This window comes from Janibacter sp. CFPM2_SD2, from assembly GCF_057364645.1.
This window is the reverse complement of the sequence record NZ_JBNFOF010000062.1, coordinates 1-14,950: the sequence shown is the minus strand read 5'-3', so window position 1 is coordinate 14,950 and position 14,950 is coordinate 1. Positions and strand designations below refer to the sequence as shown.

At 70.5% G+C, this 14,950-nt stretch carries 20 protein-coding genes and 1 pseudogene; 6 read left to right on the top strand and 15 right to left on the bottom strand.

Annotated elements, in window-relative coordinates:
* Positions 1-240 precede the first annotated feature (240 nt).
* On the bottom strand, positions 241-597 hold the full coding sequence (locus AC2W7J_RS07955; RefSeq protein WP_084452036.1) for an RNA polymerase-binding protein RbpA: 357 nt from the start codon (positions 595-597) through the stop codon (positions 241-243).
* Between the two features lie 253 nt (positions 598-850).
* On the opposite strand from AC2W7J_RS07955, the gene AC2W7J_RS07950 reads away from it, so the two are divergent.
* Positions 851-2,209 (top strand): MFS transporter, encoded by a 1,359-nt coding sequence (locus AC2W7J_RS07950; protein ID WP_485982008.1) that lies wholly within the window; start codon positions 851-853, stop codon positions 2,207-2,209.
* 27 nt (positions 2,210-2,236) lie between these two features.
* On the opposite strand, the gene AC2W7J_RS07945 is transcribed toward AC2W7J_RS07950, so the two are convergent.
* The 11 genes and pseudogenes from AC2W7J_RS07945 to AC2W7J_RS07895 form a co-directional block, all read right to left on the bottom strand.
* Positions 2,237-3,553 carry a D-alanyl-D-alanine carboxypeptidase family protein gene (locus tag AC2W7J_RS07945; RefSeq protein ID WP_485982007.1) on the bottom strand — a complete coding sequence of 439 codons (1,317 nt, stop codon included), beginning with the start codon at positions 3,551-3,553 and terminating at the stop codon, positions 2,237-2,239.
* Between the two features lie 97 nt (positions 3,554-3,650).
* The gene (locus AC2W7J_RS07940; RefSeq protein ID WP_485982006.1) at positions 3,651-4,430 is read right to left on the bottom strand and encodes an NYN domain-containing protein; all 780 of its coding nucleotides are present in this window, start codon (positions 4,428-4,430) and stop codon (positions 3,651-3,653) included.
* Between the two features lie 257 nt (positions 4,431-4,687).
* Positions 4,688-4,924 (bottom strand): hypothetical protein, encoded by a 237-nt coding sequence (locus AC2W7J_RS07935; RefSeq protein ID WP_485982005.1) that lies wholly within the window; start codon positions 4,922-4,924, stop codon positions 4,688-4,690.
* A gap of 259 nt (positions 4,925-5,183) precedes the next feature.
* Positions 5,184-5,339, bottom strand: coding sequence for a universal stress protein (locus AC2W7J_RS07930; RefSeq protein ID WP_485982004.1), 156 nt, complete (start codon positions 5,337-5,339; stop codon positions 5,184-5,186).
* Positions 5,321-5,659 carry a hypothetical protein gene (locus AC2W7J_RS07925; protein ID WP_485982003.1) on the bottom strand — a complete coding sequence of 113 codons (339 nt, stop codon included), beginning with the start codon at positions 5,657-5,659 and terminating at the stop codon, positions 5,321-5,323. Before AC2W7J_RS07925 ends, AC2W7J_RS07930 begins: the two co-directional genes overlap by 19 nt.
* Before the next feature lies 1 nt (position 5,660).
* Positions 5,661-7,037: an APC family permease gene (locus tag AC2W7J_RS07920; RefSeq protein WP_255183412.1), complete on the bottom strand. Its 1,377-nt coding sequence runs from the start codon at positions 7,035-7,037 to the stop codon at positions 5,661-5,663.
* A 108-nt stretch (positions 7,038-7,145) separates the two neighbouring features.
* A complete protein-coding gene (arfB, locus tag AC2W7J_RS07915) occupies positions 7,146-7,592 on the bottom strand; it encodes an alternative ribosome rescue aminoacyl-tRNA hydrolase ArfB (protein ID WP_485982002.1) in 447 nt (148 codons plus the stop codon).
* Between the two features lie 12 nt (positions 7,593-7,604).
* A complete protein-coding gene (locus AC2W7J_RS07910; protein ID WP_485982001.1) occupies positions 7,605-8,375 on the bottom strand; it encodes an LLM class flavin-dependent oxidoreductase in 771 nt (256 codons plus the stop codon).
* Positions 8,376-8,428: 53 nt separating this feature from the next.
* Positions 8,429-8,692: pseudogene (locus AC2W7J_RS07905) on the bottom strand (LLM class flavin-dependent oxidoreductase); the annotation flags it as partial.
* Between the two features lie 125 nt (positions 8,693-8,817).
* Entirely contained in the window at positions 8,818-9,720 is a 903-nt protein-coding gene (locus tag AC2W7J_RS07900; RefSeq protein ID WP_485982000.1) for a ketopantoate reductase family protein, read from the bottom strand.
* A gap of 277 nt (positions 9,721-9,997) precedes the next feature.
* Positions 9,998-10,483 carry a hypothetical protein gene (locus tag AC2W7J_RS07895; protein WP_485981999.1) on the bottom strand — a complete coding sequence of 162 codons (486 nt, stop codon included), beginning with the start codon at positions 10,481-10,483 and terminating at the stop codon, positions 9,998-10,000.
* Positions 10,484-10,595: 112 nt separating this feature from the next.
* Here AC2W7J_RS07895 and AC2W7J_RS07890 point away from each other — a divergent pair, with 112 nt between their 5' ends.
* From AC2W7J_RS07890 to AC2W7J_RS07870, 5 genes are all read left to right on the top strand, one after another.
* Positions 10,596-11,057 (top strand): Lrp/AsnC family transcriptional regulator, encoded by a 462-nt coding sequence (locus tag AC2W7J_RS07890; RefSeq protein WP_427802388.1) that lies wholly within the window; start codon positions 10,596-10,598, stop codon positions 11,055-11,057.
* 49 nt (positions 11,058-11,106) lie between these two features.
* Entirely contained in the window at positions 11,107-11,838 is a 732-nt protein-coding gene (locus AC2W7J_RS07885) for a VOC family protein (protein WP_485981998.1), read from the top strand.
* Positions 11,839-11,847: 9 nt separating this feature from the next.
* Positions 11,848-12,234, top strand: coding sequence for a VOC family protein (locus AC2W7J_RS07880; protein ID WP_485981997.1), 387 nt, complete (start codon positions 11,848-11,850; stop codon positions 12,232-12,234).
* A 27-nt stretch (positions 12,235-12,261) separates the two neighbouring features.
* Entirely contained in the window at positions 12,262-13,335 is a 1,074-nt protein-coding gene (locus tag AC2W7J_RS07875) for an FUSC family protein (protein ID WP_255183404.1), read from the top strand.
* A gap of 99 nt (positions 13,336-13,434) precedes the next feature.
* The gene (locus AC2W7J_RS07870; protein ID WP_421008282.1) at positions 13,435-13,902 is read left to right on the top strand and encodes a phage tail protein; all 468 of its coding nucleotides are present in this window, start codon (positions 13,435-13,437) and stop codon (positions 13,900-13,902) included.
* A 52-nt stretch (positions 13,903-13,954) separates the two neighbouring features.
* On the opposite strand, the gene AC2W7J_RS07865 is transcribed toward AC2W7J_RS07870, so the two are convergent.
* The 3 genes from AC2W7J_RS07865 to AC2W7J_RS07855 all read right to left on the bottom strand — a co-directional run.
* Positions 13,955-14,404, bottom strand: coding sequence for a hypothetical protein (locus tag AC2W7J_RS07865; protein ID WP_485981996.1), 450 nt, complete (start codon positions 14,402-14,404; stop codon positions 13,955-13,957).
* Between the two features lie 8 nt (positions 14,405-14,412).
* Positions 14,413-14,658, bottom strand: coding sequence for a hypothetical protein (locus AC2W7J_RS07860; protein WP_485981995.1), 246 nt, complete (start codon positions 14,656-14,658; stop codon positions 14,413-14,415).
* 73 nt (positions 14,659-14,731) lie between these two features.
* Positions 14,732-14,950: putative immunity protein (locus AC2W7J_RS07855; RefSeq protein WP_485981994.1), on the bottom strand; the 219-nt coding region annotated here is incomplete at its 5' end.

The following is a 14,950-nucleotide window of genomic DNA, read 5'->3' as shown; positions in this document are numbered from 1 at the left end:
GCCGGCCTGCCGGTCGCGCCCGGCGAGGCCCGGGTGCGCCGCTCGCCGCGACGTGAGGGGCGCGACGGCGGGGGAGAGGTCGTCGAGGGCGAGATCGTCGACGACTGACCCGTCGAGACGGTTTCGAGGCTTCGTCGCAGGGCTCCTTGCACCTCAACCACGGGGCGATGGACATGACGAAGGGGGGTGGCCCACCGGTGATCGGTGGGCCACCCCCTTCGTCGTGCTGGGGCGCCGAGGTCAGGCGCTGCGCTTGCGCGGCTTCTCGCCACGGGAGGCGCGCAGCAGCTCGAGGCGCTCCTCGAGCAGCTCCTCGAGCTCGGGGATGGAGCGACGCTCGAGCAGCATGTCCCAGTGGGTGCGGACGTGCTTGGCGGGCTTGAGCTCGGGCTCCGGGCCGTCGAGGAGCTTGCCGAGCTTGCCGCAGCGGCACTCCCAGGTGCCGGGGATGTCGGCCTCGACGGAGAAGGGCAGCTCCGTGCGGTGCCCGTCGTCACAGACGTAGGTCGTGATCTGACGGTCACTGGGGACGACGTTGTCCGTCGTCTCCATGCTGAAGCTGACCATGCGCGTTCCGCGCAGCGTGCGCTCTGCCATGTTGCAAGTCTCCTGGTGTCTCTCGCGATGTCCGCGCCCCTGCCGCGCGGGCCCCTCGTCACATGACAACGCTCGTGGTGCGTCATCTGTTCCGGCTGCACGCATCATTGCGGCGCCGTGACCCGTGGTGGGCCTTCCGAATGGGGCCCGATCTGGCGGTGTGCTCGTGGCACGACTTGGGGCGACCCCACAGGATAGCGGAGTCCCACCGTGTCGCGCACATCGAGCCCGCTCCGCCCGCTAGCCTCACCACGTGACCGACGTGATCCCACCGACGAGCGAGCCGACGACCGCCCTGCGATCCGAGCCCCAGGGCGGCAAGGGCCGGATCCTCGGGTGGGCCATGTGGGACTGGGGGACCCAGCCCTTCAACACCGTCATCACGACCTTCGTCTTCTCCGTCTACCTGACGAGCGAGAGCTTCGGCGCCACCAACACCACCTCGACGGCGCTGGCCATCTCGACCGCCATCTCCGGCCTGCTCGTGGCGCTGCTGGCGCCCGTGCTGGGGCAGAACTCCGACCGGTCCGGCAGGGGCGTGCGCAACCTGCGCCTGCAGACCTGGTTGCTGGCGGCCCTGTCGGCCGCGCTCTTCCTCGTCAAGCCCGAGCCGGGCTTCCTCGTGCTCGGCCTCGTCCTGCTGGGCATCGGCTCGATCGTCTCCGAGGTCGCGAGCGTCAACTACAACGCGTCCATCGAGCAGGTCGCCTCCCCGCACAATGTCGGCCGGGTCTCCGGCTTCGGCTGGGGGATGGGCTACCTCGGCGGCATCCTCGTATTGCTCCTGCTCTACTTCGTCTTCATCCAGCCCGACGTGGGCCTCTTCGGCGTCACCGGCGACGACGGGATGGACATCCGGGTCTCGATGGTCGTCTGCGGCCTGTGGACCCTGCTCTTCACCATCCCGACCTTCCTCGTGCTGCGGGATCGCCCGCGGGAGAAGGCTCCTCGCGTCGGGGTCGTCGACTCCTACAAGCTCGTCGGGGCCTCCCTTCGTCGCCTGTGGGGTCACTCCCGGCACACGGTCTACTTCCTCGGGGCCTCGGCGCTCTTCCGCGACGGGCTCGCCGGCGTCTTCGCCTTCGGCGCCGTCCTCGCCGCGGGCACCTTCGAGATGTCGGCCGGCGAGGTCATCATCTTCGGCGCCGCGGCCAACATCATCGCCGGCATCAGCACGATGCTCTTCGGCCTGCTCGACGACGTGCTCGGGCCCAAGCGGGTCATCCTCATCTCGCTCGTCGCGCTCGTGCTGCTGGGCGCCGGCGTCTTCGTCCTGCACGACGGTGGCCCGATGGTCTTCTGGACCCTGGGGCTGGCGATGACCGCCTTCGTCGGACCGGCCCAGGCCGCCTCCCGCAGCTTCCTCGCCCGGGTCATCCCCGAGGGGCAGGCGGGTGAGATCTTCGGCCTCTACGCGACGACCGGACGCGTCGTGTCGTTCCTCTCGCCGGCCGCCTTCGCGCTCTTCATCTGGATCGGCGCACGGATCACGGGGGAGTCCAACACCCAGTACTGGGGCATCCTCGGCATCGCGCTCGTCCTCGTCGCCGGGCTCGCGGTGCTCATCCCGGTCAAGACCCCGCAGCAGCAGGTCGGTCCCCAGGCGGGGTGATCGACGGGGCAGGCCCGCCGGGGCAGGTCAGCCGGCGTACTCCCAGTGCCACGGCTCCGGCAGCGCACCGCCGGCCGCGGCCCACGACGGGTGGAACCAGCCGTAGAGCGGCGCATTCTGCTGCATCCACGCGTGGGCAGGATGACCGAAGCTGTTGACGCCACCGCACAGGTCGAGGGCCTTGCCCAGGCCGTGGTTGCTCGTGCCGGGCGCCGCCGCCCAGCCGCCGCGCTGCTGCTTGGTGACGACCTGGTCGGCGTAGGAGCGGTAGGAGTCGGTGACGCAGAGCAGGTGCCCGGTGTCGCGCTGGTAGGCCTTGCTCATCGTGTTGAAGGCCGCCGCGGCAGCGGGTCGCAGGGACTCGCCCGGCGCCCCGATGAGCGGGCAGAGCGCGCTCGGCGGGACCTGGCCGTTCGGATAGGTGCCGACATTGGTGGAGCAGGGCTTGAGGCCCTCGAACTGGCTGACGTCCTGGCCGACCTTCTTCAGCGCCGAGGTGAGCCGGTCGCTCGCCCCCTGCGCCCGCCCGTCGGGCCGGCTGATCAGGGCGTTGACGACCGGGCCGGCCTCCTTGAGCTCTGCGGCGTGCTTGCGGCGAAGCTCGGCGAGCTCGTCCTTGCGCTCCTTGAGCACCTCGTCGGCACGCTGCTTGGCCCGGTCGGCACGACGCTTGGCGCTGGCGGCCTTCTTGAGGGCCGAGTTCTTCTTCTTCGTCAGCGAGGACTTGGTCACCGTGTCCTTGCGGACGAGGTCGACGGTGCGGATCCGCTCGTCGGTCAGATAGCTCAGGTCGCCCGCGGACTCGCCCTTGGTCTTCGAGCTGTCGGTGAGCGTCCCGATCATCGTCATCGTGTCGCTGTAGCCGCCGGCCTGGGTGTAGGTGTCGAAAGCCCAGCTGCGCAGGTCGGCGCGTCCCTTCGCCAGCCGGTTGCGGTACTTGTCGAGCTCGCGCTGAGCGGTGTCGGCCTCCGCCTTCGCGGAGTCGTACTCGTCGCGTGCCTCCGCCTTCTTCTGCAGCAGCTTGTTGGCCTTCGTCGAGTACGACTTGAGCGACTTCACGGCCGCCGCGATGTCCTTGTTGTCCTTGACGAGGTCGGCCGTCAGCCGGTCGGCCTCGGCGATCTGCTCCTCGAGGTCGCTCGAGGAGAGCGGGGTGTCGTTGCCGTCGCCGACGGGCAGACCCTCCTCGTCGACGGACCAGGCGGTGCTCGGGCTGGAGGGGGCGCTCGTCGTGGGGGTGGGGTCGACGGGCTCCGCCGACGCCGACGACGCGGCCAGACCGGTGGTCAGACACAGCGCGACGACCGCGCTGGTCGCACCGCCGTGGCGGGGACGAGCTCGCATGGGTTCTCCTGGGAAGGGACAGACCGAGCAATCATAGGGCCGCCGGTCGTCGACGTACACGTCCCCGTGGACGCAGCGCCGGGCGAAGGGGGTGCCCTCAGTCGGTCTTCGAGCTCGCCTTCACCTTCGCCGTGGCCTTTCGCCGGCGCAGCCGCACCTGCAGCTGAGGGCCCGCCGTCCGGGTCTCGAGGTAGGGCTGCTCGTCGACGAGGGTCGACAGCTTCTGGTGGCCGAAGGTGCGCGGGTCGAAGTCGGCGTGCGCCCGGCTCAGGTGCTGCCCCACGGTGCCCAGCGTGCTCCAGCCGTCGTCGTCGGAGGTCGCGTTGATCGCCTTGGTGAGTGCGGACTGGAGGTTGATCGTCGTCTCCGGCTCGGCCTCGGCAGGGGAGGGGGCACCCCCTTCGTCCTGGGGCGGCTCGTCGTCGCGGGCCTGCTCCTGGAGCAGCTCGAGGAAGACGAACTGGTCGACCGCACGCCGCAGCGACTCCGGGGTCTTGCGCAGACCCAGCCCGTAGACCCGCTTGCCCGACTCGCGCAGCCGGGTCGCCAACCGCGTGAAGTCGGAGTCGGAGGAGACGAGCGCGAAGGCCTCGACGTTGCCCTGCCAGAGCAGGTCCATCGCATCGATGATCAGCGCGCTGTCGGTGGAGTTCTTGCCGACGGTGTAGGCGAACTGCTGGACCGGCTGGATGGCATTGCGGTGCAGCTCCGGCTTCCAGCCGCCGAGCTGGGTCGTCGTCCAGTCTCCGTAGGCCCGCTTGACGGTCGGGGTGCCGTACTTCGCGAGCTCCTCGAGCACGGCGGAGATGTGCATGGCGGAGACGTTGTCGCAGTCGATGAGAACGGCGATGCGGGTCGTCGAGCGAGGGTCGTCCATGTCGGCGACGCTACCCTCTGGCGCTCGCACGCGAAGGGGGACATACTTCCCCCGGACGACGGGCCCAGGGGAGTGTCAACGGGGGCCGGGATCCGCCACACCCACACCTCTGTCAGGAGTTCACGAATGCACCTGTCCCGCCGCACCATCGCCATCTCGTCCGCCGTCGCCGCCGCCGCGGTCGCCGCCGGTGGGGCCGTCTCCGCGGCCACCACGAGCACCCCGCCGCAGCTGTCGACCATTACCTACGTGGGCGTCTACGACACCACCTTCGCCGGCTTCCCCGGCGACACCCACCGGGTCTCCGTGCTGATGAAGCGCGGTAACACGAGCACCTTCGGCAAGAACCAGCAGAACTTCGTCAACGTCGAGTCCTTCTCCTGCACGGGTGGTGCCGTCGTGCCTCCGGCCGGCCCGGTGCCGGCCGCCTGCACGCTCGTCGCGACGACGCCGATGCGCAACACCGACGCGACGACCGCCTGGGTCTCGAGCACCGGCCGCTCCGGGTCCTTCACCGGCCGTCTCACGTCCCGCTCGGGGACCTCTCGCTCGCTGAGCAGCACCCTGAAGTTCTTCTACACCAACCCGGGCGGCGAGCACTCCTTCGGCCCGGACATGAACGTGCGCAACGGCTCCGGGGCGCGTCACGGGCCTGCTGGGCGGCAAGGCCCCGACCAGCGCCTCGGTGCTCCGTCACGACCTTCGCGCCTGAGCGTCGACGCGCCGCCCGGCCGTCGCCGGGCCGGCGAGACGTCAGGACTTCTTGGCGCCGGGTCCGGGGGATCGGCGCACGACGAGCACCGGGCACGGCGCAGTGCTCTGCACCCGCTGGGCGGTGCTGCCGATGAGGACCTTGTCCGTCAGACCTCGGCTGCCGCTCGCGACGACGATCAGCTCGATGCCCGACACCTTGGCCGCCCGGATGATCTCGGTCGACGGGGTGCCGCTGCGCACCCGGTGCGCACCGTGGTCGTCTCGGACCAGTCGTCGAACTCCGCGGCGATGACCGCGACCGCAGCCTCTGCCTCGGCCTTGAAGGAGCTCCCGGTGAGCTGCTTGGGGGCCTTGGCGTCGGCCGAGATCTCGTCGACGAAGGACACACTCGCCAGGGGCCGGGTGACGGCCAGGACGAGGATGCTCTCGACCTTGGTGGGGTCCGCGAAGGACTTGAGGTGCCGGGCGGCCCGCAGGGACTGGCGGGAGCCGTCGGTGGCGATGAGCACGTGCATGTCAGCTCTCCAGATCGGTGGTCGGGGTGCCGCCGCCGAGCAGCCGCTCGGCGATGAAGAGGACGACGCCGACGCCCAGCAGCGCGGCGCAGTAGAGGAGCGACCCGGGGTCGTCGTAGATGACGTAGCCGAGGATGAGGAAGTTGGCCACGACACCGATCGCGAGGAGTGCCCGGGGCGCTCTGAAGGTCTCGTCGGTGCGGTCGTGGCGGTCGAGCTTGACGGCGGAGACGATGACGAGCGCGTAGATCAGCAGGGTGAAGACCACCGTGACATTGGCCAGCTGGGCCAGGTCGGCGCCGGAGACGAGCAGCGCGGCGATGACGAGGACGGAGAAGAGGATCGCCAGCCATGGCACCTGACGGCTGCTGACCTTGGCGAAGGGGGCGGGCACGACGTCCTCGCGTGCCATGCCGTAGAGGATCCGCGACTCGGTGACGAGGCAGACCAGGCAGGTGTTGGTGATGGCCACCATGGCGATGATCGCGAAGATGATCGTCAGCACGGCGACCGAGATCGGCAGGATCCCGGTCTTGACGACCTCGAGCAGCGCGGCATCCGACTCAGCCAGCTGCTGGATGGGGACCGTGACGGCCGCGGTGACCGCGATGAGGACGTAGAGGACGCCGGCCGTCGCCATGCCACCGATGAGCGCCCGCGGGAAGTCGCGGCGCGGGTTGCGCGTCTCCTCGGCGAGGTTGGCGGCATTCTCGAAGCCGGTCATGGCGAAGAAGGCCAGCGCGACGCCCGCGAGCAGGCCGAGGGCGGGGTTGCTGTCGGTCGAGAACTCGGCGATCCGGCCGAGCTCGACCTTGCCCTGGACGGCCGCGACCACGCCGATGACGAGCACGATGACCAGGCCGGTGACCTCGACGAAGGTCATGAGCATGTTGGCCACGACCGACTCGGTGATCCCGATGAAGTTGATGATCGCCAGGGCGACGATGAAGGCCAGGGCGACGACGAGCGCCGGTGCCGCCTCCCACACCTCGCCGAAGTACTGGGCGAAACCGGTCGCGAGGGAGCCCGCCGCCGCATAGCTCGCCGACAGCATGCAGAAGGTGATGAAGAAGGTCAGGGTCTTGTTCTTGAAGGCCTTGTTGACGTAGAGGGCGGCCCCCGCCGCCTGCGGGTACTTCGTCACCAGCTCTGCATAGGCGAGCCCGGTGATCGTCGCGACCGTGACACCGACGGCGAAGGCGGCCCAGAAGGCGCCGCCGACCGCTCCGGCGACGAGGCCGATGAGGACGTAGATGCCGGACCCGAGGACGTCACCGAGCACGTAGAAGTAGAGGAGGCGGCCGCTGACACCTTGCTTCAGCGCGGAGTCGGCGTTGAGCTCGGACGACCCTTCGGGGTTGGCTGTGTCGACGGACATCGGCGTCCTTCCGGCCCGGGTGCGCCGCCGGTGCGGCGCGTGCGTCCCGTGATCCACGACACAACGCACGAGGCGCCGTGTCAAACGGAGGGTGGACGCAGCGTGTCGTCAGTCGTCGCCGGACGGGCGTGAGCGGGCCCGCTTGATCTCGCCCCGTCGGGACTTCGCGGCGAGCCGGCGGCGCTGCGACCCGCGGGTGGGTTTCGTGGCCCGACGCGAAGGGGGAGGGGGCGCCAGTGCCTCGCGCAGCAGCGCGGCCATCCGCTCACGTGCGGCGCTGCGGTTGCGTCTCTGGGCTCGGTGCTCCGACGCGTCGACGGTGAGGGTCGTGCCCACGAGCCGGGGCGCCAGGCGGGCCAGCAACCGCTCCCGCTGACGGTCGGTGAGCGAGGTCGTCGTGGCGAGGTCGAGGGAGAGCTGCACGCGGGAGTCGGTCGTGTTGACCCCCTGGCCGCCGGGTCCGCTGGCCCGGCTGAACTGCTCGGTGAGCTCGCCGGCAGGCACGACGAGCCCGCCGGGGATCCCGGGCCCCGAGGGCACGCGCAGCTCGCTCATGACGTCAGGGTCTCACCCGACAGTGCGCCCCGCCCCGCCACCGGCCGCCACGAGGCGCTGGCTGTGCTGCTGCTCCGGCAGGTCCCGCTCGAGCTCACGCACGAGCGGGATGACCTCACGGCCGAAGCGCTCGACCTCCTCGCGCACGTGGAGGAATCCCGTGAGGACGAGGTCGATCCCGACCTTCTTGTACTCGACGATCCGCTCGGCCACCTGCTCGGGCGTCCCGATGAGCCCGGTGCGGAAGCCGTCGTTGTACTGCACGAGGTCCTTGAACTCGCTGTCGGCCCACATCCCCATCTTGTCCGCGGTGGACGCTCCTGCCTGCTTGACCGCCTCGCCGAAGTCGTTGACCTTGTCGGTGTTCGCCTTGGCGATGATCTCGTCGACGACCGCGACGGCCTCGGCCTCGCTGTCGCGCACGACGGCGAAACCGTTGATGCCGAAGCGGACCCGGCGGCCGTGGAGGGCCGACTGCTCGCGGACGGCCTGCACCTGCTCGGCGGCACCCTCGAGCGTCTTGCCGTTCATGAAGTACCAGTCGGACAGACGCCCGGCCATGGCCTGCGCCGACGTGGAGTTGCCGCCCTGGAAGATCTCCGGGTTGGTGTCGGGCGCCGGACGGAAGGTGACGTCGCGGGTGCGGTAGAAGTCGCCGCGGTAGGTGAACTCCTCCTCGTCCCACAGGCCGCGCAGGACCTCGATGAACTCCTCGGCGCGGCGGTAGCGCTCCTCGTGGTCGAGCCAGGCCAGGCCGAGGTCGGTGTCCTCCTTCTTGAACACCCGGAGACGATGTTGAGCGCCAACCGGTTGCCGGAGGTGGACTGCGCCGTCGCGGCCAGCTTCGCGAGGATGTGCGGCGGCCACTGACCGGGGTGGACGGCGGCGATGACCTTGAGCCGCTCGGTGGCCCCGAGGAGGGCGAGGGAGAAGGCCACCGACTCCTGCTGGGCGTCGGCGCCGTAGGAGGCGAGGTAGCGCACCTGCGTCAGGGCGTAGTCGTAGCCGACCTGCTCGGCCGTGCGCGCCGTGTCGATGTTGTAGGCGGGGGAGTGGTCGGTGCGCTGCTCGATGTCGGAGACGACGAGGCCGCCGGACACGTTGGGGACCCAGTAGGCGAAGCTCACGGCGTCGGGGCTGGTCACGATGGCTCCTTCGGTCGACTGCGGATTAGTCCTACCAAATAAGAAGGAGTTCGATCACCCAAAGGTGTCTCGGTTCGTGGTCAGGCGAGGATCCAGGAGATCGTCTGGTTGTGCGGCGTGGGCACCCCGTGCCGCCTGCCGATCTCGACCACGCGATCGGCGAAGAGGGCCACCTCGGTGGGGCGGCCGGCGAGCACGTCCTGGAGCATCGACGTGCGCCCCTCGCCGGGCAGGCCGGCGAGGACCTGGTCCCACCGCTCGCAGTCGGCCTCGCCGAGCGGCACGCCCTCGGGCCCGGAGACGGCGATGACCTCGTCACGCAGGGCGAGCATGAGCGAGCGGGCCGGACCCTCGACCGTGAAGTCCGCGTAGGGCCGGCGCAGCACGGCAGAGGCCTGGTTGATGCAGGTGTTGACCATGAACTTCCACCACATCTCGTGGCGCATGTCCGCCGGTGTCTCCCACCGCAGGCCGGCACGGTCGAGCGCGTCGGTGACGGCGTGGACACGATCGGTCGACGCCAGGCCGGGCGCCGTGCCGAGGGTCAGCTGGCCGGGGGAGAGGTAGGTGACCTCACGCCCTTCGCGGCCTGCCGCCATGCCGAGGGCGATGCACAGCAGCACGCTCTCCGCGCCGAACCGCCCGGCGAGGACCTCCTCGCTGTCCAAGCCGTTGAGCACGGAGACGAGTGTGGTCTGCGGCCCGACGAAGGGGGTGACGTCGTCCATCGCAGCCGCCAGGTCGTGGTGCTTGACCGCCACGACCACGAGGTCGACCGGCTGCGGAGCGTCACTGCCGGGATCGAGGACGGACGCCTGCAGCGGGGCGCCGTTGACGCTCAGACCTTCGGTGCGCAGGCGTCCGGCCCGCTCACCCGAGGCGACCAGGGAGGTGCCCAGACCCCCTTCGACGAAGTGCGCGGCGTACATGGCGCCCATGGCACCTGCCCCGACGACGGCGACGGACTCGATGGCCTGGCTCATGGCCGCAGGCTATCGAGGCGCCCGACGATCCCGACCACGGCGAGGCATGCCGTCGTGGCTGCGACGAGCGCCAGACCGCCGAGGTGGTGCGCGCTGCAGGCCGCGACGAGACCGAAGGCGGCCGCTCCGAGCGAACCACGGACCACCCCGCTGAGGAGGTCCTGCACGGCACGCGCTCCGCGTCGCCCGTGGGTGGACGGGGAGAGCACGAGCGCAACGAGCGGGGCGGCCGCCAGCGCCCCGGCGAGGCCCGAGCCCAGGGTCTCGACGGTCGCGGTCAGCGCGATGACGAGAGCGGAGCCGATCGCGACGCGGACGACGAGATCGTGCCGTGCACTCCGCCCGGGCCGGCCATCGTGACCGGCTCGGCACGGGGCCACCGGGCCAGCGCCGCCAGGGCCACGAGCACGTGGAGTGCGGCCGTCACGAGGACTCCCTGCGGGAACGTCCGCACCAGGGCGACGCCGACGACCCAGGCGACGACGGTCATGGCGAGGGCGACGGCGGGGGAGTGGCGTGGGGCCGCGGTCGCATAGGTGACGCACATGGCGACGACCGCGACCTGGCCACCGAGCATGCCCAGGGCGCCGTGGGTGAGTGCCTCGGGGCCGTGCGACAGGTGGAGCAGGCCCAGGAAGGTGCCGGAGGTGAGGGGGAGTCCGACGACGAGGCCCCCGAGGCGATCACCGAGACGGCCTTGCGCGAGGCTCGCGACGGCGATGACGAGGGGCGGGAGGAGCAGACGGAGCGCGATGGTTTCCACGTGGCACCACCCTTGTCGGACGGCGACCGTGGATGGCGCGGGTTGTGGCCCTGGCGCGCGGATCTGACCGTGATGATCGCGGCTAGGGCCTGGAATGGTCGATGATGTCACGGTGAGTCCACTCGATCGCCTCGACCGCCAGATCCTCGGCCATCTCGTGCGCGACGGCCGCGCCACCTATCAGGAGCTCTCTCGGGAGGTGCGCCTGTCGGCGAGCTCGGTCGCGGAGCGGGTGCGCCACCTGCGCGCGTCCGGCGTCATCCGTGGCTACCGCGCCGAGCTCGATGCGGCTGCCCTGGGTCGGCCGCTGACGATGGTCAGCGAGGTGCGGCTGCGCGAGTCCACGGTCCGCAGGGAGTTTGCCGCCAGCCTCGCGGCCATCCCGCAGATCGTCGCCGGGTCGCGCCTGACCGGCGACTACGACTACGAGCTGCGCCTGGCCTGCCGGGACGCGGAGGAGTTCGAGTCGATCGTCGACCGGTTGCGCGCCGACCACGGCGTCGTCGCCATCCGGTCGCGCATGGTGCTGCACGACCTCGAGATCGACCCCGGGGGACTCGCCGGGCTCGACTAGGGGTGGAAAGTCCGTTGCGGCACCCGACCGCCCGCCCTAGCGTCGGTGGATGAGCTGCGAGCTGAGGTCCTTGTCCTTCGACGTGCGTGACCCGGCCGCGCTGGCCGCCTTCTGGGCGCGGGTCCTCGGCAGGGACGTGGGGGAGTCCGGCACCGAGCTGCTCCCGGCGGGCCCGAGCGACGTCGCGATCCGCTTCTGCCGACGTGACGACGTGCGACAAGGGCTTGGCCGGGCTCACTTCGACCTGACGAGCGCCACTGCGGCAGAGCAGGACTCGACCGTCGCGCTGGCTCTCGACCTCGGTGCCTCGCACATCGATGTCGGGCAGCTCCCGGAGGAGGGGCACGTCGTGCTCGCCGACCCCGAGGGCAACGAGTTCTGCGTCATCGAGGCGGGCAACGGCTTCCTCGCCGACACCGCCCGCATCGGGGCACTGTCGTGCGACGGCACGCGCGCGGTCGGCCTCTTCTGGAGCGAGTCCCTGGCGTGGCCGCTCGTCTGGGACGAAGGGGAGGAGACCGCCGTCCAGTCCCCGTCGGGTGGCACGAAGATCGCCTGGGGCGGCCCGCCCGTCGCGGCCAAGGACGGACTCGAGAAGCTCCGACTCGACCTCGTGCCGGCGCCCGGGTCGACCCAGGCGGACGAGGTCGACCGGCTCGTCGTCCTAGGTGCCCGAAGGCTGGATCTCGAGCTCGAGCCGGGCGAGGTGGTCCTGGCGGACCCGGACGGCAACGAGTTCTCCGTCGTCGCGCAGGGGAGCGAGGGCGATGCCCGGGGATAGCGTGGGCTCGTGATCACCTCGGGCCTCGTCAACGTCTTCACCCACGACGTGCTCCGGGCGCTGGAGTTCTACGGCGGGCGGCTGGGGCTCACGGAGACCTTCCGGACGCCCACCGACGGCGTGCCCGAGCACGCGGAGCTCTCCGCAGGGGGCTTCGTCGTGGCGATCAGCAGCGCCGAGGCCGCGCGCCGCGTCCATGGCCTCGATCCGCAGGTCGGCAGCCCCGCGATGAGCCTCGTCTTCTGGGTGGATGACGTGGACGCGACCTACCGCGATCTCGAGTCCCACGGGGTCGTCGGTCACACGGAGCCCCACGACACGGGCAACGACAACCGCAATGCCGTGGTTCTGGACCCCGACGGCACGCTCGTCGAGCTCGTGACCAAGCGCGGATGACGAGCGCCGACGGCCTACGGTGAGGCCATGCGCCTGACCGCGGCCGTGCGCGCCTCCGCACGCGACCCACTCCTGCACGTCGCCAAGACCGCCCTGGCGACGATCGTCGCGTGGATCGTCTGCGACCTCGTGATCCCGGACGGTCCGCCGCCGGTCTTCGGGGCGATCGCCGCGATGCTCGTCGTCCAGCCGAGTCTCAACCAGTCCCTGACGAAGGGGGTCGAGCGCAGCGTCGGCGTGGTGGCCGGGGTCCTGCTGGCGACCGGCATGGGTGTCGTGCTCGGCACGGCGTCATGGGTCGTGATGCTGGCCGTGAGCGCGGCACTCGTGCTGTCGTGGGCGCTGCGGCTGACGACCGGGTCGGGCATCCAGATCGCGATCAGCGCACTGCTCGTCCTCACCCTCGGCGCGTCGACGCCGGACTACGCCACGATCCGCATCGTCGAGACGATGATCGGTGCCGTCATCGGCATCGTCGTGCACCTGATGCTCGTCCCGCCGGTCGCGCTGGCGCCGGCTCGTACGGCGCTCGACCTGCTGGGGGAGGAGACGGCAGAAGCCCTCGAACGCCTGGCCGATGCGCTCGTCTCCCGCAAGACCCGACCCGGCCGCCTGCTGCTGCTCCATGACGCCCGGCGGCTGCACCCCCTTCGTGACGAGGCGACGGAGGCCATCGACGCGGCCGAGGACTCGCTGCTGCTCAACCCGCGCGCAGCGCGCTACCGCGGTGAGCTCGCGGCGCTGCGCGACACGCTCGACATGCTCGCCAAGGTCGGCACGCAGGTGCGGGGGATGACCCGGGCCTACGTCGACCACTACGACGAGGGCGTCCGGCAGGAGCCGCTGGTCGCCGGCATCTCCGAGGAGCTGGAGCGCGCCGCGCACGACACCCGGATGAAGCTGCGGCTGGCCGTGCCGACCACGTCGGCGGACGCGCTCGAGGACACGGCGCCCGCGCTGACCGAGCCGCTCGACACGAGCGCACCGCAGGGCATGCGATGGGTGCTCGTCGGCTCGCTCATGGAGGACCTGCGGCGCATCCGGCACGAGCTGGGTGCCGACGGGCGTGGGGGGCAGGGTTCGACGTCCGGTCATGACTGAACTGACATAATGTGGATTATCGGCGTTATGTCGTCTCCGGTGTCGTGAGCGGTTCTCAGGCGTAGATTTCCTTCACCGGCACACCACGCAAGGAGCCTCATGAGCCAAGTCGTCGACTTCACGCACGTGTCCACCGAGGGCCTCGAGAGCTCGCCGGTCGCCGACGCCCTCGCCGGGCTGCGTGCCAACGAGGCGCGCTACTTCAAGAACAAGTACGACCACACCTTCGCCGTCGACGATGCGGCCGACGTGCCCGAGGTCATCGACCGGGTCTCTCGCATCCTCGAGGACGAGCGCGGCATCGTCATCGCCGCTCGGCCGCTGCAGGCCACCGTCGTCGAGGTGGACGGCATCCACTGGACGCACGTCTTCTACGAGTCCGGCCTCGCGATCAACGTGCTGTGGACCCTCGAGGACGGCGGCAAGCGTGCCGTCGGCTTCAAGCTGTCCGACGGCATGGAGGTCCCCGAGGAGCTGTCCGCCTTCAAGTTCGCCCGCCAGAAGTCGAAGCTCGCCGGGACGATCCGCGGCAGCTACTTCGTCATCAAGGGCGACTACCCGGTGTGACCGGCGAGCCTCCCCCTTGGAGCGTGACCGCGAGAACGTGCCAGACGTTATGTCAGAAGCGTCCCGGGTGGGCACGGACGAGGTGCCGGGTCGAATGCAACGTGGCCTCGTGGCGCTCGACCGTCAAGTCCGGGACCCACCAGACGCAGGGTGCCGCGAGGTCACCAGGTCGAAGGATCGATCCTCGAAGGGCAGGCGTCGGACAGGGCGCCGACGACCTCGGCACCACGCGGCCCCAGACGGGCACGTGCCGGACCGCGTTGGGTGGCCAGGCCTCGGTGACGACCATGCGCGAAGGGAGGTCAGCGGCCTCGTCGACCACCTCTCCCCCGCCGGTGTCGATGTCCAGTGCGGCGCCGGCATCAGCCAGCGCAGCCTCGATCAATCTGACATAACTCGATGGTGGGCGCTCCTCGGTCGTCCGCCCGTCGAGCCAAGCGAATCCCCAGCCCGTGACGTCGGCGGCGGCCGCTGCGGCGACGAGGTCGTCGACGGAGCGCACCGGCCGGATCAGTAGCCGTCAGGCGTGAAGTCGACCTGCGTCGGCGGCGCCAGCGCCTCCTTGGACACCTTGCGCCGCGCGGCCGTGTAGAGGTTCATGACGGCCTCGGGGTCGTGCGCTCGACCCTGGGTGATGGCGGTGAGGATGCCGGCGGCCTCGGCCTCCATCGTGCGTCCGTGGCTGCGGGCCACCTCGCTGAGACGAGTCTCGACGTCGGAGCCCAGGTCGTGGATCTCGAATGTAATCTGGATCACATCCCTTCGTCCACCAAGGTACCGCTGGCCCTCCTGCACGTCACGCGTAGCGCCACGCACGGGTGTCGCGTCGTCAGTGACCGTCCACGTCGAAGACCGACCAGCAGATGTCGTTGCGCCCTGCCATGTCTTCGAGGACCAGCTCGCGGACCGCGTGAGGGAGACGCTCGCGCTGCCACGCAGCCTCCACCCGGCGGGCCTGCTCGCCCCCGTCGTCGGGTGCCGCCGCCACGGTCGCCTTGATCGCGTAGGCGGCCGCCCCGAGGTCGTGCTCGGCGACGTGGCCGAACAC